Source organism: Massilia atriviolacea (assembly GCF_003953935.1).
Classification (GTDB): Bacteria; Pseudomonadota; Gammaproteobacteria; order Burkholderiales; family Burkholderiaceae_D; genus Telluria_A; species Telluria_A atriviolacea.
In genome coordinates this window covers 585,202-604,336 of record NZ_RXLQ01000001.1, presented here as the reverse complement: position 1 = coordinate 604,336, position 19,135 = coordinate 585,202, and the positions used below count along the sequence as shown (strand labels likewise).

The window sequence follows — 19,135 nt, the reverse complement described above, 5'->3', positions numbered from 1 at the left end:
GTGTGCATCCGTGCGCCGGAATCGGCGACCGACGCGCCGAAACAGGCAAAGCGTCACCGGTGCGCTAGCGGTGCACCACCACCAGCAAGGCCTTCGCTTCGGTCTTGCCGGCATTCCGGATCACGTGGTTCTGGTCGGCCGGGTAGCGCGCCGTGCCGCCCAGCTTGATTTTCTTCCGGTCGCTGCCCACTTCCAGCTCCATGCTGCCGTGCAGCACGGTCATGTGCTCGCTGGTGCCCGGATCGTGCGCCTGCGAGGCCAGTTCGCCGCCCGGCGCCAGGGTCAGTTCATACCACTCGTACTTTCCAGCAAGATCCATCGGCCCCAGGATGCGCAGCACGTAGCCGGCATGGGCGCCGGGCAGGGTCGGCGTTTCGTGGGCGTCGACCACGCGGATGGTCTCGACCGGGCGCGGGTCGCCCGACAACAGCTCGCCGATCGCCACCCCCAGGGCGTTGGCCAGGCGCCAGGTGATCGCGATCGTGGGGTTCGCCTTCTCCCTTTCGATTTGCGATAACATGGATTTCGACACGCCCGCGATGCGGGACAGGTCTTCCAGCGTCAGGCCGCGCGCCAGTCGCAAACGTTGCAGTGTGGCACCTACTTCAGGTGGGGAATTGGTGGAGACAGGTGGTTTCATCGGGTTTTCGGCAATGGGGTCATACAAAAAATTTCCATACATATAAGCAAACCGAGGCTTGCCAAGTTCACTCGGCTTGGGTAGTATCCATTATATTGAATTTGTGTTCGACATAACGGAATTGTGCGATGCGGCTGAATTCGTACGGTCCGGAACACGTTACAGCATAGTTTAACCGTCGGTCAAGCCGGCAACCACATGACGAGGAAGAATGATGAGCGAGCAAGCGAAGAGTGCGTTTTTCAGCGGCCTGCAGCAGAACCTGGATACGCTGCGCGAGCAGGGCCTGTACAAGCCGGAGCGCGTGCTGGCCTCGCGCCAGGGCGCCGAAGTGGTGGCCGACGACGGCCGCACCCTGATTAATATGTGCGCCAACAATTACCTCGGCCTGTCGGGCGACCTGCAAACGCAGCAGGCCTCGATCGACGCCACCGAAAAATACGGCTACGGCCTGTCGTCGGTGCGCTTCATCTGCGGCACCCAGACCGTGCACAAGGAACTCGAAAAGGCGATTTCGGCCTTCCTCGGGACCGAGGACACGATCCTGTACGCGGCCGCCTTCGACGCCAACGGCGGCGTGTTCGAGCCGCTGTTCGACGAGAACGACGCCATCATTTCGGACGCGCTCAATCACGCCTCGATCATCGACGGCATCCGCCTGTGCAAGGCCGGCCGCTATCGCTACCAGCACAACGACATGGCCGACCTCGAAGTGCAGCTGCAGGCCGCCGTCGCCGCCGGCAAGCGCCACAAGGTCATCGTCACCGACGGCGTGTTCTCGATGGACGGCACCATCGCCCAGCTCGACAAGATCTGCGACCTGGCCGACAAGTACGGCGCGCTGGTCATGATCGACGAATGCCACGCGTCTGGCTTCATGGGCAAGACCGGGCGCGGCACGCACGAACACCATAACGTCATGGGCCGCATCGACATCATCACCGGCACCCTGGGCAAGGCCCTGGGCGGCGCGATGGGCGGGTTTACCGCCGCGCGCAAGGAAGTGATCGACACCTTGCGCCAGAAATCGCGTCCGTATTTGTTCTCTAACACGCTGGCGCCATCGATTGCCGGCGCCTCGCTGTCGGTGCTCGAGCGCCTCTCCAAGTCGACCGAACTGCGCGACCGCCTGCACGAGAATACCGCCTACTTCCGCAAGGAGATCGAGCGCATCGGCTTTACCATCAAGCCGGGCACGCACCCGGTGGTGCCGGTGATGCTGTTCGAGGCGCCCGTGGCGCAGCGCTTCGCGGCCCGCATGTACGAACTGGGCGTGCTGCTGAGCGGCTTCTTCTACCCGGTGGTGCCGATGGGGCAGGCGCGGGTCAGGGTGCAGCTGTCGGCCGCGCACACCCGCGAACAGCTCGACACGGTCCTTGCGGCATTCGAACAGGCCGGGCGCGAGCTGGGCATTCTCAAGAACGAAGAACATCAATAATACGGAAGCAAGCACATGGAACGCATTCTCATCATCGGCGCGAACGGCCAGATCGGCAGTGAACTGGTCGGCGCGCTGGCGCAGCAGCATGGCGCCGGCAACGTCATCGCCTCGGACATCGGCGCGGCCAACGTCTACAAGGCGGCACGCTACACCCAGCTCGACGTGCTCGATCAGGCCCGCCTCGCGGCCCTGATCGCCGACGAAGGCATCACCCAGGTGTACCAGCTGGCGGCGCTGCTCTCGGCCACCGGCGAACAGGCCCCGCTCAAGGCCTGGACCCTGAACATGGACGGCCTGCTGAACATCCTCGAAGTGGCGCGCGCACGCGGCGAAGCGGGCAAACCATTGCGCGTGTTCTGGCCGTCGTCGATCGCCGCCTTCGGCCCGAACACGCCGCCGCAAGGCACGCCGCAGTACACGGTGATGGACCCGACCACCATCTACGGCATCAGCAAACTGGCCGGCGAGCGCCTGTGCGAGTACTACTTCACCAAGTACGGGGTGGACGTGCGCAGCATCCGCTATCCGGGCATCATCAGCTACAAGTCGCCTCCGGGCGGCGGCACCACCGACTACGCGATCGCGATCTTCCACGCGGCCCTGCGCGGCGAACGCTACGAGTGCTTCCTCGGCCCCGAGACCACGCTGCCGATGATCTACATGCCCGATGCGATCCGCGCCACCATCGAATTGATGGATGCGCCTTCCAGCCGGATCGGCGTGCGTTCGGCCTATAATGTGGCCGGCCTGTCGTTCAATCCGTCCGAGCTGGCGGCGGCGATCCGGCGCGCCGTGCCGGCCTTCGAGATCGGCTACAAGCCGGACAGCCGCCAGGCGATTGCCGCCAGCTGGCCGCAAAGCCTGGACGACAGCACCGCCACGGCCGACTGGGGCTGGAAGGCGCAGATCGGGCTCGATCAGCTGGTGGCCGACATGCTGGCCAATATCGACGTCAGCCTCACCAAGGCTGCCTGATTCGTATTACCCACACCTATAAAAAACCTATAAGAGGCACCTGATGGACATGAGCGTATTCGACCTATTCAAGATCGGCATCGGGCCGTCGAGTTCCCACACGGTGGGGCCGATGGTGGCGGCGCGGCGCTTCCTGGTCGAATGCGGTCCGCTCGACCGTGCGGTGGGCATCGAAGCGGCGCTGTATGGCTCGCTGGCGCTGACCGGCGTGGGCCACGCCACCGACAAGGCGGTCATCCTCGGCCTGATGGGCGAGACGCCGCAGGGTGTCGATCCGGAGCGGGTCGACGACATGCTGGCCGAAGTCGAACTCGATGGCGTCATCAAGCTGCTGGGGACCCACGCAGTGCCGTTTTCGGCGCGCACCGGCCTCATATGGCACAAGAGCTCGTCGTTGCCCGAGCACCCGAACGGCATGCGTTTCACCCTCAAGCTCGATGACGGCAGCATCATCGAACGGATTTTCTACTCGGTCGGCGGCGGTTTCATTCACGCCGCCGGCGAAGCGCAGGCGCGCCAGAGCAATGGCGCAAGCACGGCGCCGATTCCCTACAGCTTCGATACCATGGACCAGTTGCTGGCGCACGGGCGCGCGAGCGGCCTGTCGATCCCGCAGATGCTGCGCGCGAACGAATGCGCGCGCATGGATGGCGCCGAGCTCGATGCCGGCATCGACCGCATCTGGCACGTGATGCGCGACTGTATCGCGCATGGCCTGGTGACCGCCGGCCAGCTGCCCGGCGGCCTGAACGTCAAGCGGCGCGCGGCCAACCTGTGGAAGCAGGCGGAAGACGCGAAGAACGGCGACAACCGCGCCAACGACCTGCCGCACGACGCAGTGCACCAGGTCAGTCTGTACGCGATGGCCGTCAACGAAGAAAACGCCGCCGGCGGGCGCGTGGTGACGGCGCCGACCAACGGCGCGGCCGGCATCATCCCGGCGGTGCTGCGCTACTACGCCGAGGATTGCCGTCCCAGCGATCCGGTGCGCGGGGTGCGCGATTTCATGCTGACCTCGGCCGCCATCGGCATGCTGTGCAAGAAGAACGCCTCGATCTCGGGCGCGGAGATCGGCTGCCAGGGCGAAGTCGGCGTGGCCTGTGCGATGGCGGCGGCCGGGCTGGTGGCGGCGCTCGGCGGCAGCAACGAACAGATCGAGAACGCGGCCGAAATCGGCATCGAGCACCACCTCGGCATGACCTGCGACCCGATCGGCGGATTGGTGCAGATTCCCTGCATCGAGCGTAACGGCATGGGCGCGATCAAGGCGATCACCGCCGCCTCGCTGGCCCTGAAGGGCGACGGCACCCACTTCGTCAGCCTGGACGATGTGATCGAAACCATGCGCCAGACCGGCGCCGACATGCAGGACAAGTACAAGGAAACCTCGCTCGGCGGGCTGGCGATTCATGTGGTGACGGTCAACCACGCGGCTTGCTAGGCGGGTGCATGGGCGATTCGTTCGAGGCGTTGTCCGCCGCGACCGGGAGACCGGGATCGCCTCGCCGGCGGCCCTGGCGCTGTTGACCGGGGAGGTCGGCAGCATACTTCCTTGACGAGCGCTCGGGCGCGCCGGGGCGGATGCACAGTGCGCCACCCCCTGATACTTACTTCGCTCCGACTGGCGGAGTTGACGTACGCAAAGAGGGCGCTCAGCGTCCTGGCGCTAAACCGTCGCCCGGGGTGCCGAGCGCTCCTGCGGGCTCTACCTGCCGAACGGCAGCAACGGGTGCGACCGGTTTGGCCCTGGGCGGCTGGATGTCGGGCCTGGCGTTTTGCGCCGCAAATGGACCGGTGTTGATGTGATAGGCCGCGATGGCAGCGGCAATCGCCGGGTCGCGAGCGGCCTGCTGCGCCTGGTTCGGCACCGGCAGGGCCGCTTGCCGCAGTGCGCTTTCCTGGTCCGTGTCCTGCTCCGTGTCCTGCACCTGGATCGCAGACTGCTCAGTCGCAGCCGCCTGCGCTTGCGCGAAACGCTCGCGCGTGATCGGGACGGTTGCATCTTGCTCCACCTGCTCCGTGCGAGGCCGTTCCACGGTGCTTTTTGCGTCGATCCGGTCGATCCGGGCTGCGTCGCGCTGCGCCATCTCGTCGGCCAATGCCGCACGCACCGCGTCGCTGGCGGCGGCGATCTTCTCGTCCAACGCACGTGCCGCCTCGCGCTCCGCAATCAATTGTTGCGCGAGGATGCGTGCCTGTTGCGCCACGCTGCCTGTGTCGCTTGCTGTGCTTGCGGTTTCGGTTGCCGTCGACGCCGCAGTGGCGCGTGGCTGGATCCGCTCGTCGGTTTCCGGTGCCGCAGCAATTGCCGGCGCCGCTTGCGTTGCGATTTGCGTGGTAGGCGCCGCAACCTGGCGCGCTTCGACCGGCGTTGCGCCGACGCCGATCGCTTGCGCATCATCTTGCGGCAGCGGCGCGGCTTGGGGCTCCGTCGTTGTGATCAGATCCAACTGCACCGGAAAATCCTTGCCTTCTCCCAACTCGGCCGGGGTAAGGGGAGGTGGCAAGCCGCTTGCTGGTGCAAGGGGCGCTGCGCTTTCCTTGCCCTGGCTCTCAGCGACCAGGCTCTGGACGAAGAAATTCTCGGCATTGCTCGCCTGCGGAGCGGGTGGCTGGACTTGGGTCGCAAGAGGTCCAGGCGCTGCGGCGGCGAGTGCGCCATCGTCGGGAAGAAACGCAATGCCGGCGGTCTGCGCCTGGATTTGCGTGCCGACCACGCCGAAAAAGGCGTCCGCGGTCCGGTCGAGCAATGCCGAGGTGGCGGCCGGATCCTGGCGAAACGCGTCCTGCAGCGCCGTCTCGTCCACAGCGAACTGGCCGGCGGCAGGCCCGGTTGCCGGTGCGAAACCCAGGCCGATGCCGGCGAGGCTGGCTTCGGCATCCTGCGGCAAACTCCCGAACTGCTGGAAAAACTGCGATTGCAGCGATTGGCCGCCCAGCGTGTCCGGTGCCGAATCGGCATTGCCGACTGTGTTGGCCTGCAATTCGTTGAACACTCCGGCCACGGCCGCCGCAGTCGACGCCACCTCGGCCAGCGCGGTCGCGGTGTCGGTGTCGCTGGCGACCGAGCTTTGCAATTCCAGCGTTTTTTTCTGGAACAATGAAGCCAGCGACAGAAACCGTCCCGGGGCCGACAGATCCACCGTGGTGGGCGCGACCGCCGGCAAGGGCTGGCTCAGGACCTGCTCGACGGCGCGGCTTTGCGTTGCCGCGAGCGGGTTGAGGAGGGCAGCGTTGCGCACCGCAGTCGAGGTGATGTCAGGAATGTTCATGGCCAGCCTTCCGTATCGGAATCGTTACATGGCCCATTATGGTCCTGATGTTCCAGGCGCGCTGTGCGGACGCGTACACAAGGAAACTGCTGTTTTGCCGCACGGCAATCTAGCGGGATCTATTCAGCCAGACCGATCCTGACGGCGCCCGCGCCAGCAAGGATCGCCTGGCTGTCGTAGTCGACCAGCTCGCGGTTCGTGGCGGGATCGACATGCCAGATCCGGATGTGCAGGCGATGCCTGCCATCGGGCCTGGCCGCTGCCATGAGCGCGAACTGGACATTCCCGGCGCCGTTCAGCGTGCCGCCGCCGCGATACGCGATTCTTGCCCCGTTCACCGTCACGGCGTCGACGCGCTTGCTGTCGAAGCTGAGATGGGCCGTGCTGAAACGCAGGAATGCCGCCCCTTGCGCCCGCCGCCCGTCGCTCTGGCGCTCGGACAGAAAGGCGAACGACGCGCGCCCGGATTGCCGCTTGCCCACCCTGATGGCCCCCGGTGGGGAGATGAACGAGCCTTCGCCGCTGAGGTAGGCGCCCGGCCCGCAAACGACCACGATCCGCTGCACGGTCGCGCTTTGTCCGCTGCTGTCGGTCACGGTGAGCCTGACCGTGTAGATGCCTGCGGCCCGGTAGGTGTGCTGGCCGCCGACGGTAGCGGCGCCGTTCTTTTCGGCAACGACTCCCGCCTCGTCCTTGCTGCCGTCGCCCCATGACCATATTGCCCGATGGGTGTCGCCCGGATCGGGGTCCCTGACACTGGCGGACACGGCGAGCGCTTGATTGACCCGCGCCACCCCGCCCGTCTCGATCGGACCGACCGTCGGGGCCACATGCGTGGCGGGATTCGGAACAAGCAGGACCAGTCCGGCGTTCGAATCGGCGACAATCGCGCCATTGTCCGCGATGGCGCGGGCGGCGGTCAGCACCAAGCCTGGCGGCGCCAGCGGGATGCGGCTGTTCAGGTCGACCAGGCCGCCGACGCCTTGCCACAGGAACGCGCGGCTCGCGCCGTCGCGCGCTTCGGCGCTGCCGACCACCTGCCCGGGCTGATTGATGTCATGGGCGTAGGCGTTGCGGCCGCCGAAGGTGCCGAGCTCCCTCATGCCGGTCTGCCCGGTCCAGACAAAGGCGCGGTAGGGACCGTCCACGATGCGGATGATGCCGATGACCGTATCGCGGTCGTTCATGGCGATCGCAAAGGCATCCGCGTCTGCGCGGCGTGGGCCGAGATCGGTCATGCCCTTCTCCGGCGTCCACAGGAATGCATGGGTCAGCCCCGCCGCCGTGGCCGAGTGTCCGGCCACGTGGCCGCCGCGGTTGATGGCGACCGCGTCCGAATCCGCGCCCCCGAGCGTTCCCAGCCCGAGCATGCCGCCCGCTTCGGTCCACCGGAATGCGAGGCCGTTGCCGGCGGCATTTCTGGTGCTTCCCGCAACCTGGCCCGATTCGTTGAGCGCGATCGCCAGCGACGGGCCGTTCAACGTGCCGAGGTCGCGCGCCAGGTTTTCCGCGCTCCATCGGGTCGCATGCAGCGGCTCCAATACCGGTCCGAAGAAGGGGAGGTAGCCGGCAACCTGGCCGCTGTTGTTGATATCGAAGGCGGCCGAGGTCGCAAAATTGTAGGGGGGCGTGTGCAATGTCAGCATGCCCGTCTGCGCGCTCCAGCGGTAGGCGTGCGTGTCGGTGCTGGCCGGACTGAAGTTCGAACCGCCGACAATCTGTCCGGCATCGTTGAGCGCATTGACGTGGGAGCCGGCGCCGCCCAGCGTCCCGAGCTTGGTGAAGCTGGTCCCGTCGTAGTATCTCGCCATGGTGCGGTCCCCGCCGACATCCTCGGTAAACGCGACCTGCCCCCTGGCGTTGATATCGAGCGGGCCGTTGGCGCTGGGCGAAAGGTGAACGATGCGATACATCGTCCTGGCCGGATGGGCGCTGCCTGCCGCCGAATGGGGATGAGCACCCCATGCCGCCAGCGCCACAAGCGGCCACAGGAGCCAACGTTGCCAATTTCGGGCGCCCTGGCCTATCTTCGTTCTGGTTTTCATGTCGTGCTCCCGCAAAGTGGTGCGTCAGGTCAAGCCGTCATCCGGAGGGGGAACGGGCTGGTCTTGACTTCACCTTAGGCAAAGCGGCGCGCGCGTTACTGGCGCAGGTCAATCGATGCCTTGTGGGCGCGGGCGCAGGCGTCAGGATGACGCCGGGCATGAAAGGATGGAGGGCAGGCAGGCGGCGCCCTGCCTCAGCCCTGTTGCAGCAGCGCGAGCGTATGGCGCGCGATCATCAGCTCCTCGTTGGCAGGCAGCACCCACACGGCCACCTTGCTGTCCGGCGTACTGATGCGGGCGACCTCGCGCGGATTGGCCGCGTTGGCGGCCGGGTCGAGGGCGACGCCGAGCCAGGCGGCGTCGCGGCAGACGGCGGCGCGCAGGGCCACGCTGTTTTCGCCGATGCCGCCGGAGAACACCAGCGCATCGAGTCCACCCAGCGCCGCCGCCAGCGAACCGAGTTCGCGCCCGATCCGGTACACCAGCAGGTCGATCGCCAGGCGCGCCGCCGGTGCGTCGCTCCGTTCCAGCACGCGCATGTCGGACGAGATGCCCGAGACGCCCAGCAGCCCCGATTGCTGGTACAGCAACTTCTGCACGGCCGCCACGTCCCAGCCCAGTTCGTCAATCAGGTACAGCACCACGCCCGGGTCGAGCGTGCCGCAGCGCGTGCCCATCGGCAGCCCGTCGACGGCGGTAAAACCCATGGTGCTCGCCATGCTGCGCCCGGCCGCCATGGCGCACATGCTGGCGCCGTTGCCCAGGTGCGCGGCAACCACCTTTGCCTCGGACAGGCGCGCATCGGCCTGCGGCAGCCGGCTGGCGATGTACTCGTACGACAGGCCGTGAAAGCCGTAGCGCCGGATGCCGTGGCCGGTAATCGACGCCGGCAGCGCAAAGGCCTGGGCCAGCGCCGGCTGGGCGGTGTGGAAGGCGGTGTCGAAGCAGCCGGTCTGCGGCACGCCCGGGGCCATGGCCATCATGGCGCGCACGGCCGCGAGGTTGTGCGGCAGGTGCAGCGGCGCCAGCGGCACCAGGGCGTCCAGCGCGGCCAGCACGGTGCCGTCGAGCGCCTGCGGTCCGCTGTAGTGCATGCCGCCGTGCACGATCCGGTGGCCGACAGCGGCAACCCGGTGGCCGTCCAGGCGCTGCTCGACGAAGTCGACCAGATGGCGCATGCCGGCCGCATGGTCCAGCGGCGCATCGTCCCATGTGCGTTCGCCCAAGGTGGCGCCGCCGGCGTCGCGGGCGATGAAGCGGGTCGGGCCGCTGTACAGGTTGTCGATGCTGCCCTTGACCAGCAGGTCCAGGGCGGCGCCCGCAAACAGGGTGAACTTGATGCTCGACGAGCCGGCGTTGATGACGACGATGCAGTCGTGTTGCGCGTCCATCAGAGACCCAGGCTGCGTACGCCGCTCAGCCGGCTTTGCGCCACCAGCACCGCCACCGCGCACGAGGCCAGGCGCGCCGCCAGCGAATCGGCGCGGCTGGTCAGCACCAGCGGCACGCGCGCGCCGAGCACGATGCCGGCCGCCGCCGCGTTGGCCATGAAACTGAGGCTCTTGGCCAGCATATTGCCCGCCTCCAGGTCCGGCGCGACCAGGATGTTGGCCCGTCCGGCCACCGGCGAGACCAGGTCCTTGATGGCCGCCGCTTCGGGATCGATGGCGTTGTCCATGGCCAGCGGGCCGTCCAGCAGGGCGCCGGTGATCTGGCCGCGGTCGGCCATCTTGCACAGGGCGGCGGCGTCGATGGTGGACGGCATCTTGGCGCTGACGGTTTCCACCGCCGCCAGGATCGCCACCCGTACTTCGGGAAACTTCAGGATGTGCGCCAGGTCGATCGCGTTTTGCACGATGTCGACCTTGTCGGACAAGGTGGGAATGATGTTGACGGCGGCGTCGGTGATGATCAGCGGCTCCTCGCGGTCCGGCACGTCCATGACGAAGCAGTGGCTGAGGCGGCGCGCGGTGCGCAGGCCGGTGTCGGTGGCGACCACGGCGCCCATCAGTTCGTCGGTATGCAGGCTACCCTTCATCAGGATGGCGGCCGTGCCGTCGCGCACCAGCTCGACGGCGCGCCGGGCCGATGCATGGCTGTGCTCGGTGTCGTGCAGCGGCAGCGCGGAAATGTCGAGGTCGGCTTCGGCGGCGGCGCGTTCGATGCGCGCGCGCGGACCGACCAGGATCGGGCTGATCAGGCCGAGGCGGGCGGCGTGCAGCGCCGCTTCGAGGGCGTGCCGGTCGCACGGGTGCGCCAGCGCCACGCTCACGGGTCCGGCTGCGCGCGCCAGGTCGATCAAACGGTCGAAGTACGGATGTGGCACGGATGAGGCTGTCATGGTTTCTCCCAGATTGAGCGGGGGATCATAGCAGTAAAACCTTGCCGGCCCGCTCAGGCCAGACAGCGCCTTACCGCGCGCTGGCGGCCGCCGATTCGTGCAGGCGCATCTGCGCGTCGGCCAGGCCCTCCTGGATCTTGTTGAACTCGCCCGCATCCTGCGCATGGGCGAATGCCATCGAGCCGTCCTGGTTCACGCTGAGCTGCCCCAGGCGCGCTTCGGCAAAGTCGAGCCGGTGCCCGAGGAGGGCGAAGAATTCCTTTTGCACCGAGGAGAATTGCTCGAAATCACGCGTCTTGACGGCCATGCTCTTGTCGAACCTGTCTTTGAGCTGGCGGCGGGGAGGGTGAAGGTCATCGTGGAGGTCGCTGTTGTCATGCATGAACGCAATTATAAAAAATTCCAAAAAGAAAGCATCGTGTCGATTCGGACGCGTTTTGGCGCAAGAAGCCGGAAAACGCGCCCGATTTCGCATGCTGCGACGCAGCGCACTATAATAAGAGTCCGATCGCATTGTTCTGCTCCCTGCTGTTAGCCAAAACGGACCTACCAACCCTATGCACTACGTGTCTACCCGCGCCGCCAAGGCCGCCGCTTCGCAAGCTCCCCAACAATTCTCCGACATCCTGCTGGGCGGCCTCGCGCCGGACGGCGGCCTGTACCTGCCGGCCGAGTACCCGCAGGTGAGCGGGGCCGAACTCGACGCCTGGCGCAAGCTGTCGTACGCCGACCTCGCGTTCGAGATCCTGAAAAAATTCGCGACCGACATTCCCGAAGCGGACCTGCGCAAGCTGACCAAAAAGACCTACACGGCCGAGGTCTACCGCAACGTGCGCAAGGGCGAAAAAAGCGCCGACATCACGCCGCTGCGCGTCCTGGAGCAGGATGGCGACAAGACCCTGATCCTGCAAGCGCTGTCGAACGGCCCGACCCTGGCCTTCAAGGACATGGCGATGCAGTTGCTGGGCAACCTGTTCGAATACACCCTGGCCAAGGAGGGCGCGGAGCTGAACATCTTCGGCGCCACCTCGGGCGACACCGGCAGCGCGGCCGAATACGCGATGCGCGGCAAGAAGGGCATCCGTGTGTTCATGCTCTCGCCGCACAAGAAAATGAGCGCCTTCCAGAGCGCGCAGATGTTCAGCCTGCAGGACCCGAACATCTTCAACATCGCCGTCGAAGGCGTGTTCGACGACTGCCAGGACCTGGTCAAGGCGGTCTCGAACGACCTGCCGTTCAAGGCGCAGCAGAAGATCGGCACGGTCAATTCGATCAACTGGGCGCGCGTGGTGGCGCAGGTGGTGTACTACTTCCGCGGCTACCTCGCCGCCACCACCGACAATGCGCAAAAAGTCTCGTTCACGGTGCCCTCGGGGAACTTCGGCAACATCTGCGCCGGCCACATCGCCCGCATGATGGGCCTGCCGATCGACCGCCTGGTCGCCGCGACGAACGAGAACGACGTCCTCGACGAATTCTTCCGCACCGGCGTGTACCGCGTGCGCAAGTCGGCCGAAACGTACCACACCAGCAGCCCGTCGATGGACATCTCCAAGGCGTCCAACTTCGAACGCTTCATCTACGACCTGGTCGGGCGCGACGCCGAGCGCGTGCGCGCGCTGTTCCACAAGGTCGAGACGCAGGGCGGCTTCGACCTGTCGGGCAAGCCGGGCAGCGACGGCGACGAATTCAAGCTGGTGTCGAACTACGGTTTTTCGTCCGGCAAATCGACCCACAAGGACCGCCTGGACACCATCCGCGACGTGGCCGACGACTTCGACATCACCATCGACACCCATACCGCCGACGGCATCAAGGTCGCGCGCCAGTACATGGCGCCGGGCGTGCCGATGATCGTGCTCGAAACCGCGCTGGCGGCCAAGTTCAACGAAACCATCCTCGACGCGCTGGGCGTGGACGCCGAGCGTCCGGCCGGCTTCGAAGACATCGAATCGCTGCCGCAGAAATTCGTGGTCATGGCGGCCGATGTCGACAAGATGAAGGCGTACATCGCCGCCAACACGGGCCTGTGACGGCATGAGCAGCGAATCGCCAAAGAGCCGCCCGCCGATGCTGTCGGTGCGCGAGGCGCTCGACTTCCTGCAGCGCGCAGTGCGCCCGCTGACCGACACGGAAGTCGTGCCGACCCTGGGCGCCAACGGCCGCGTGCTGGCCGCCGCCCAGGTGTCGACCATCGACGTGCCGTCCGCCGACAATACGCAGATGGACGGCTACGCCGTGCGCGCGGCCGATTGCGCGAGCGGCGCGGCCACCCTGACGGTCACCCAGCGCATCCCGGCCGGCACGGTGGGCAAGCCCCTGGAAGCCGGCAGCGCGGCGCGCATCTTCACCGGCGCCATGATCCCGCAAGGGGCCGACGCGGTGGTGATGCAGGAGCAGTGCGAAGCCGGCCCTGATAACAGCGTCACCATCCGGCACGCGCCGCAGGCCGGCGAATGGATCCGCCGCGCCGGCGAAGACATCGAAGCGGGCGGCGCCATCCTGGCCGCCGGCACCCGCCTGCGCAGCCAGGAACTGGGCCTGGCCGCGTCGGTCGGCCTGGCCAGCCTGCCGGTGGTGCGCCGCCTGCGCGTGGCGGTGTTTTTTACCGGCGACGAGCTGACCATGCCGGGCGAAGCGCCGGGCGGGCAACTGGCGCCGGGCGCCATCTACAATTCGAATCGCTTCACCCTGCGCGCGCTGCTGGAAAACCTGGGCTGCGCCATCAGCGACTTCGGCATCGTGCCCGACACGCTGGAAGCGACCCGCGCCACCCTGCGCAACGCCGCGCGCCAGAACGACCTGATCATCACCTCGGGCGGCGTCTCCGTCGGCGAGGAAGACCATATCAAGCCGGCGGTGGAGGCCGAAGGGCGCCTGAACATGTGGCAGATCGCCGTCAAGCCGGGCAAGCCGCTGGCCTTCGGCGAAGTCGATCGCGATGGCGGCTCGGCCTTCTTCCTTGGACTGCCTGGCAATCCGGTGTCGAGTTTCGTGACGTTTTTGCTGTTCGTGCGCCCGTTCATCCTGCGTTTGCAGGGCGTGAGCGGCAGCGTCGAGACGCGTGCGCACGCCATGCGCGCCGATTTCGACTGGCCCAAGGCCGACCGCCGCAACGAGTTCCTGCGCGTGCGCATCAACGACGCCGGCGGCCTCGATCTGTTCCCCAACCAGAGTTCGGGCGTGCTCACGTCCACCGTCTGGGGCGACGGCTTGCTGGACAATCCGGCCGGCCAGGCCATCAAGGCGGGCGACATCGTGCGCTTCATCCCATTTAGCGAATTACAGCATTAGGCATCAATGAAGATTACACTGCGTTTTTTCGCCAGCGTGCGCGAGGCACTTGGCACTTCCCAGGAAACTGTCACGCTCCCGGCGGGGATCGGCACGGTCGCCCAGGTGCGCCGCCATTTGATGGAGCGCGGCGAGAAGTGGGCCGATGCGCTGTCCGAACAGCGCGCCCTGCGCATGGCCTGCAACCAGGTCATGTGCGGTCCCGACCAGGAGGTGGAAGAAGGCGCCGAAGTGGCGTTCTTCCCGCCGGTGACGGGTGGCTGAAGCGGCTCGTATCGGGATGGATGATGTCGCCGCATCGATCGCCGCGTACAGCGCCGCCGACCGTGGGCGCATCGACTTTGCGTGGAACGGCAAACATGTCGACGAATTCGTCGACGCCAACGAGGAGTTCCGCTGGAGCGTGGTCAGGGCATGCCTGGCCGCGCCGCAGGCGCCCTCGGTGCTGCTGCTCGAGCATCTGTTTGTGGCGGACGCGGAATGGACCGTGCAGGCATGGGGTTCGCCCCTTCATTTCGGCCAACTCGGACAGCTGCTGTTAATGCGCGGCCAGGAGCGTGCGCTCGATACCTTTGCGGCCTGCCTGTTCCGCTCATTCGACACGTACGGGGGCTGCACCGAAATTGAACTCCCGCGCGAGATCGTGGCACGATTGATCGCCCGGCTGACCCGCGTGCTCGCCCGGACCAGCGACAAGCCTGAACGCAAGCGGCTCAAGAACGTGCGTCAATATTTTTTCAAAATGCGCAACAATACGGTCGCGCGTGGCTGGGGCAGCATTCGCTAGAAGCCGGCGACCGCTCAGGCTTGCCGCTCCACCCAGGCGGCAATGCCGTCGATGCTGCGAAAATCCGCTACCGACCTGCACGCGATCTGCGGATGGCGCGCCTGCATCATCCTCGATAGCGCCGAACCCGGCCCGAGTTCCAGCGCCACCGTGACGCCGGCTTCCGCCGCCGCATCCATGCAGTCGCTCCAGCGGATCGCCTGCACCATCTGGCGCGATAATTCGTCCATGGCCTGGGCTTTCGTGTGCAGAGCCAGCGCGCTCACGCCGCCGAGCACCGGGCACGCGGGCGGTGCGAAAAGCAACGCTTCCAGAGCCGCGTCGAACGGCGCGCGGGCCGGCGCCATCAGCGAGGTGTGCGAGGCCACCGCCACCGGCAGGCGCTGGAGCTTTGCCCCTTCGGCCTGCACCGCCTGGCCCAGCGCGGCGAGATTGTCGGCCAGCCCGCCGGCGATGCAGGCATCGTAGCCGTTGACGATGGCGATTTCGTAGCCGTGATCGGCAGCCAGCGCGGCGGCTTGGTCGACCGGCAGGCCGCTGATGGCCGCCAGGCCGTGCGGCGGGCCCGCGAGGGCGGCCTGGTCCATCGCCGCCGCCCGCACCCGGCTGAGCGCAATCGCGTCCAGAGGACTCAGGGATCCGGCCACCGACCACGCGGCGACCTCGCCGATGCTGTAGCCGGCAGCGAGCACCGGCGCGGGCAGGCGTGCGCGCAGCGCTTCCCAGGCCGCCAGTGCGGCTGTCACGATCGCCGGCTGGGCGACAAGGTTGTCGAACATCGTGGCCGGGTCGAGCGCGATGCCGGCTGCGTCCAGCAGTGCGGCGCCGGCGCGATCGCTGCGTGCCAGGTCGAACATGCCGGCATGCTGGCCGCCCTGGCCCGAACACAGGATGAACAGGCCCTGCCTCATCGTTCGTGCTCCACAGTCAACGCGTGCACGAAGCAGCTTGCCGCCAGCAGGTCGGCCGCGCCCCCCGGCGAGAGCTTGCGTTCGACGAAACCGTGGTGGATCGCCAGCGCATGCGCTTCCCATCCTTGTGACGCGGTGCCGCCGGCATGGCAGAACGCGCTGGCCTGGATGCGCACGAAGGCCGCGCCCTGCGGTCCGCCACGGTGCAGCACGTTGGTGTCGCTGACGTGGACCATCAGCGCGAACAGCGCGTCGATGCGCGCGTGCCGCATGTCGCGCCCCGCTTTGAGCGTGCGCCGCAGGGCGCCCAGGCCGGTGCCGAAGACCGACGGCAGGCCCCTGGCCGCCTCCTGGCGCGCGCCGCTGGCGCCGTGCAGGGCGCCAGCGGCCAGGCCGTGCGAGCGCATGCCCGGCGCTGCCGTATGGTCTGCCAACGCCTTGCCCCATCCCGCCAGCAGGTGCGCCTGCAGGGCCGGCGCCGTCAGTGCGTCGCCTCGGGCGGCCGCGCGGCCGGCGGCGGCGCACAGCAGGCCGAGGCTGAAGATGGCGCCGCGATGGGTATTGACGCCGCCGGTGGCGCGCAGCATGCGCGCTTCCGCGTCGATGCCGAGCCGCTTGAGCGCGTGGAACGGCGCGCCTTCGCTGCCGGCCATGCATATCCGGCGGAAGTAGTGGCGCAGCGAAAACAGGCTGCGCATGAAGGTGAGGGCGTCCATGTCGGTGTGGCTGCCGTTGTCGATCAGCGAGACCAGCCCCGGCTTGGGGTACAGCGCCAGTTCGGCGTACAGGCTCGCGATGGCCAGCCGCGCGGCGCGGCGGGAGAACGTGCGCGATGTCGCCACGCGCGGGGCGAATGACTGCGCGTCCATCACTGGAGCAGGTCCCGCAACGAGGCAGTCGTCATCAGCCGCACCGCGCCGGCATCCTTGACCAGCACCCGCGCGCCGATGGCCGCATCGCGCCATTCCTTCCAGGCGACGGCCGCGCCGCCCGGGAAGACGATCTCGCCGTCGAGCGGAAGGCGCTGCCGGTGCGTTTGCAGCAGCTGCACGCCGGCGTCGAGTTCGTGCAGGTCGGCCGGCTCGAACAGCAGGTCGATATCGGACGATGCGCTCAGGTAGTGCAGGCCGGTGACGGCTTGCAGCGCCAGCGAACCGTAGGCGCGCAGCACGATGGCGCCGGCGTCGGCCAGCAGCGCCGCCAGCGGCGCGCTCCATTGTGCCGGCGCGGCGGCTGCGGCGGCTTGCAGCGCCAGCGCAGGTTCGGCGCGCGCCACCGCGTGCGCGTCGACCTGCACGGCGATGCGCAGCTTGCGGCCCCCATCCGGCGGCAGTGCCAGGCCAAGGCATACGGCGCCGGGCGCGGCATCCGGCGTGCGGCGCGTGACGATCAAGGGCCAGTCATGGCGGCGCCATTGTTCCAGCGCCTGCCTGTGTGCGGGCGCGGCGCCATCGAGCGCCGAGGTCCAGCCGGCGCTGCTTAACCAGGCCCGGTCATGGCGCGAGAACATGCGACCCTGCGACGATGGCGTCGACGACCGGTTGCGTCAGCTTGCGCCCGCCGCGTTCCAGTCCGCGCGCGCTGCGCATGTCGGTGGCGCCGGCGTCGGCAAACGCGGCGGCCAGGCTGGCCGCCAGGTCGCCGTCCCAGATCGCCTCGATCCCGCCCATGCGGGCATAGTTCTCCGGCCCCGGCGCGAAGACGGGATTCGATTGCGCCAGTTCGGTGAGGCGTTCTTCCGGCACCTTGGTGATGCGCGCCATCGCCGGCAGGCCCATCACGCGGATGGTGGCGTCGGGCAGGGCGTAGCAGGCGTCGGCCATCATGCCGCTGGTGATGAAGCCGCCGGACAGCGCCTGGTCGTACACCAGGCCGACGATCCTGTGGCCCGAGCGGCGCGCCAGGTCGACGCATTTGCCCAGGTGGGCCATATAGCTGTTGATGCCCAACATCTCGTCGCGGTGGCGCAGGCGCTGGCCCTGGGTGTCGACCATCATCAATATCGGCCGGCCCGGATGCGCGCGCACCGTGTGCAGCACGAAGCGCGCTTGCGCCAGGGCGATCTCGACCCCGATCGGCGCGTGGCCGGTGGTGCCGAGGACCGCAATGTCGGCGCCGGCGACGCGTGCGCTGCCGCTCAGGAAGTTGTCGCTTTCGGTGATCGCATGGCCTTCGGGGAACAGCTGCGTGGCGAGTTCGTTCCAGTTCATCGTGCTACTCCGAGTTTGTGGGCGGCGGCGAGGTCGGCGAACGCGGCGGCCTCCATCATCGGTATGGCATCCGGGTCCGGGATGCCGAGTGCGCGCCAGGCGTCGAGCGGATCGGCGCAGCCGCCGAAGCGCGCGATGCGCTGGTCCAGCAGCTCCTGTTCGGCTTCGAGTGCTGCCAGGCTCAGTTCCACGCCGGCGGCCCGGCTGTGCGCGATGGCGGCGACGGCGGCGTCGCGGAAGGCGTGCACCTGGTCCGCCACGATGGCCTGGCAGTCGCCCATCAGGTAGCGGTGCTTGCCGCCGGTGGTGCGCCAGACCAGCGCGCGGTCGCGCGAATCGAATTCTTCGACGCCGGACGCGGTTTCGATCACTTCGGGGCCGGACATGGCCAGCCGCGCTTCTTCCGACATCACCACCGCATTCGCGCAGCGCGCGATGATGCCCATGCCGCCGAAGCAGCCGTTCGATCCGCCCACCAGCGCGATCACCGGTATGCCGGCGGCGCGCGCGTCGAGCAGGGCGCGCATGACTTCGGACACGGCGATCAGGCCGGCGTTGGCTTCGTGCAGGCGCACGCCGCCGCTTTCGGCCAGCAGCACCACGGCGTGCGCTTTTTCGATTACCGCGCGGCGCAGCAGGCCGGTGAGCTTGGCGCCGTGGACTTCGCCCACCGCCCCGCCCATGAAGCCGCCTTCCTGCGCGGCGCAGAATACCGGCTGGCCCTTCAGCAGCGCGCGGCCCACGGCCACGCCATCGTCGAAGGCGACCGGGGCGTCGAGCTGCCCGAGGTGCGGGCTGACCACGCGCGCCGACGGCGGCAGGAATTCTTCGAAGCTGCCTTCGTCGAACAGGCTGGCCAGGCGCTCGCGCGCGGTCAGTTCAAGGTAGCTGCTCATGCTTCGTCTCCCAGCATCGTTTGTACCGCCTGGTCCAGCCGCAGGCTGACCACGGCGGGCGTGGCGCCCATGTCGTTGATGTCGATGCGCGTGTCGGCCAGTTGCCAGCGCTCGTGAAAGTCGCGCATCACCGCTTCCCACGTGGCGCCGAAACCCACGGCGGCGGTCTTGATGACGATCGCGCAGGCGCCGTTCAGTGGCGCCGATTCGATCAGCACTTCCAGGTTGCCCGAGCCGACCACGCCGACCACCTGCGCTTGTGCGGGCAGCGCGCGGCTGCCATGTTCGAAGCGATATGCGAGCGTTTCCATATGATTCTCCAG

General features: G+C 67.5%; 19 protein-coding genes. 7 read left to right on the top strand and 12 right to left on the bottom strand.

What is annotated here, in order from left to right; genetic code table 11:
- Nucleotides 1-64: 64 nt before the first annotated feature.
- On the bottom strand, nucleotides 65-640 hold the full coding sequence (locus EJB06_RS02605) for a helix-turn-helix domain-containing protein (protein ID WP_126072422.1): 576 nt from the start codon (nucleotides 638-640) through the stop codon (nucleotides 65-67).
- A gap of 214 nt (nucleotides 641-854) precedes the next feature.
- On the opposite strand from EJB06_RS02605, the gene kbl reads away from it, so the two are divergent.
- The 3 genes from kbl to EJB06_RS02590 are packed head-to-tail and all read left to right on the top strand — an operon-like array spanning nucleotide 855 to nucleotide 4,497.
- Nucleotides 855-2,078 (top strand): glycine C-acetyltransferase, encoded by a 1,224-nt coding sequence (gene kbl / locus EJB06_RS02600; RefSeq protein WP_126072421.1) that lies wholly within the window; start codon nucleotides 855-857, stop codon nucleotides 2,076-2,078.
- A 15-nt stretch (nucleotides 2,079-2,093) separates the two neighbouring features.
- Nucleotides 2,094-3,056 (top strand): NAD-dependent epimerase/dehydratase family protein, encoded by a 963-nt coding sequence (locus tag EJB06_RS02595; RefSeq protein WP_126072420.1) that lies wholly within the window; start codon nucleotides 2,094-2,096, stop codon nucleotides 3,054-3,056.
- A 43-nt stretch (nucleotides 3,057-3,099) separates the two neighbouring features.
- Nucleotides 3,100-4,497: an L-serine ammonia-lyase gene (locus EJB06_RS02590; protein ID WP_126072419.1), complete on the top strand. Its 1,398-nt coding sequence runs from the start codon at nucleotides 3,100-3,102 to the stop codon at nucleotides 4,495-4,497.
- A gap of 211 nt (nucleotides 4,498-4,708) precedes the next feature.
- Here EJB06_RS02590 and EJB06_RS02585 read toward each other — a convergent pair whose 3' ends face one another.
- The 5 genes from EJB06_RS02585 to EJB06_RS02565 form a co-directional block, all read right to left on the bottom strand.
- Entirely contained in the window at nucleotides 4,709-6,328 is a 1,620-nt protein-coding gene (locus tag EJB06_RS02585) for a hypothetical protein (protein WP_126072418.1), read from the bottom strand.
- A 119-nt stretch (nucleotides 6,329-6,447) separates the two neighbouring features.
- Nucleotides 6,448-8,241: a PKD domain-containing protein gene (locus tag EJB06_RS02580; RefSeq protein ID WP_164557781.1), complete on the bottom strand. Its 1,794-nt coding sequence runs from the start codon at nucleotides 8,239-8,241 to the stop codon at nucleotides 6,448-6,450.
- Nucleotides 8,242-8,567: 326 nt separating this feature from the next.
- On the bottom strand, nucleotides 8,568-9,764 hold the full coding sequence (locus EJB06_RS02575; RefSeq protein WP_126072416.1) for an acetate/propionate family kinase: 1,197 nt from the start codon (nucleotides 9,762-9,764) through the stop codon (nucleotides 8,568-8,570).
- Complete coding sequence (locus tag EJB06_RS02570) at nucleotides 9,764-10,714, bottom strand: phosphate acetyltransferase (RefSeq protein WP_126072415.1); 951 nt, start codon at nucleotides 10,712-10,714, stop codon at nucleotides 9,764-9,766. Before EJB06_RS02570 ends, EJB06_RS02575 begins: the two co-directional genes overlap by 1 nt.
- Nucleotides 10,715-10,784: 70 nt before the next feature.
- Nucleotides 10,785-11,021 carry a hypothetical protein gene (locus EJB06_RS02565; RefSeq protein WP_126072414.1) on the bottom strand — a complete coding sequence of 79 codons (237 nt, stop codon included), beginning with the start codon at nucleotides 11,019-11,021 and terminating at the stop codon, nucleotides 10,785-10,787.
- 250 nt (nucleotides 11,022-11,271) lie between these two features.
- Here EJB06_RS02565 and thrC point away from each other — a divergent pair, with 250 nt between their 5' ends.
- The 4 genes from thrC to EJB06_RS02545 are packed head-to-tail and all read left to right on the top strand — an operon-like array spanning nucleotide 11,272 to nucleotide 14,795.
- Entirely contained in the window at nucleotides 11,272-12,747 is a 1,476-nt protein-coding gene (gene thrC, locus EJB06_RS02560; RefSeq protein ID WP_126072413.1) for a threonine synthase, read from the top strand.
- A gap of 4 nt (nucleotides 12,748-12,751) precedes the next feature.
- Nucleotides 12,752-14,008, top strand: a complete 1,257-nt coding sequence (locus tag EJB06_RS02555; RefSeq protein WP_229426887.1) for a molybdopterin molybdotransferase MoeA — start codon at nucleotides 12,752-12,754, stop codon at nucleotides 14,006-14,008.
- A 6-nt stretch (nucleotides 14,009-14,014) separates the two neighbouring features.
- Nucleotides 14,015-14,272, top strand: coding sequence for a molybdopterin converting factor subunit 1 (gene moaD / locus EJB06_RS02550; protein ID WP_126072412.1), 258 nt, complete (start codon nucleotides 14,015-14,017; stop codon nucleotides 14,270-14,272).
- 16 nt (nucleotides 14,273-14,288) lie between these two features.
- Nucleotides 14,289-14,795: a hypothetical protein gene (locus EJB06_RS02545; protein WP_126072411.1), complete on the top strand. Its 507-nt coding sequence runs from the start codon at nucleotides 14,289-14,291 to the stop codon at nucleotides 14,793-14,795.
- 14 nt (nucleotides 14,796-14,809) lie between these two features.
- On the opposite strand, the gene EJB06_RS02540 is transcribed toward EJB06_RS02545, so the two are convergent.
- From EJB06_RS02540 to mdcC, 6 genes are read right to left on the bottom strand one after another with little or no spacing between them, the layout of a single operon-like run.
- Nucleotides 14,810-15,706: an ACP S-malonyltransferase gene (locus EJB06_RS02540; protein WP_126072410.1), complete on the bottom strand. Its 897-nt coding sequence runs from the start codon at nucleotides 15,704-15,706 to the stop codon at nucleotides 14,810-14,812.
- Nucleotides 15,703-16,575: a triphosphoribosyl-dephospho-CoA synthase MdcB gene (gene mdcB / locus EJB06_RS02535; RefSeq protein WP_126072409.1), complete on the bottom strand. Its 873-nt coding sequence runs from the start codon at nucleotides 16,573-16,575 to the stop codon at nucleotides 15,703-15,705. Before mdcB ends, EJB06_RS02540 begins: the two co-directional genes overlap by 4 nt.
- Nucleotides 16,575-17,216, bottom strand: a complete 642-nt coding sequence (mdcG, locus tag EJB06_RS02530) for a malonate decarboxylase holo-[acyl-carrier-protein] synthase (RefSeq protein WP_126072408.1) — start codon at nucleotides 17,214-17,216, stop codon at nucleotides 16,575-16,577. Before mdcG ends, mdcB begins: the two co-directional genes overlap by 1 nt.
- Nucleotides 17,200-17,916, bottom strand: coding sequence for a biotin-independent malonate decarboxylase subunit gamma (gene mdcE, locus EJB06_RS02525; RefSeq protein ID WP_126072407.1), 717 nt, complete (start codon nucleotides 17,914-17,916; stop codon nucleotides 17,200-17,202). The genes mdcG and mdcE overlap by 17 nt, the downstream gene beginning before the upstream one ends.
- A complete protein-coding gene (locus EJB06_RS02520) occupies nucleotides 17,913-18,812 on the bottom strand; it encodes a biotin-independent malonate decarboxylase subunit beta (RefSeq protein WP_126072406.1) in 900 nt (299 codons plus the stop codon). The genes mdcE and EJB06_RS02520 overlap by 4 nt, the downstream gene beginning before the upstream one ends.
- Nucleotides 18,809-19,123, bottom strand: coding sequence for a malonate decarboxylase acyl carrier protein (gene mdcC / locus EJB06_RS02515; protein WP_126072405.1), 315 nt, complete (start codon nucleotides 19,121-19,123; stop codon nucleotides 18,809-18,811). The genes EJB06_RS02520 and mdcC overlap by 4 nt, the downstream gene beginning before the upstream one ends.
- Nucleotides 19,124-19,135 lie beyond the last annotated feature (12 nt).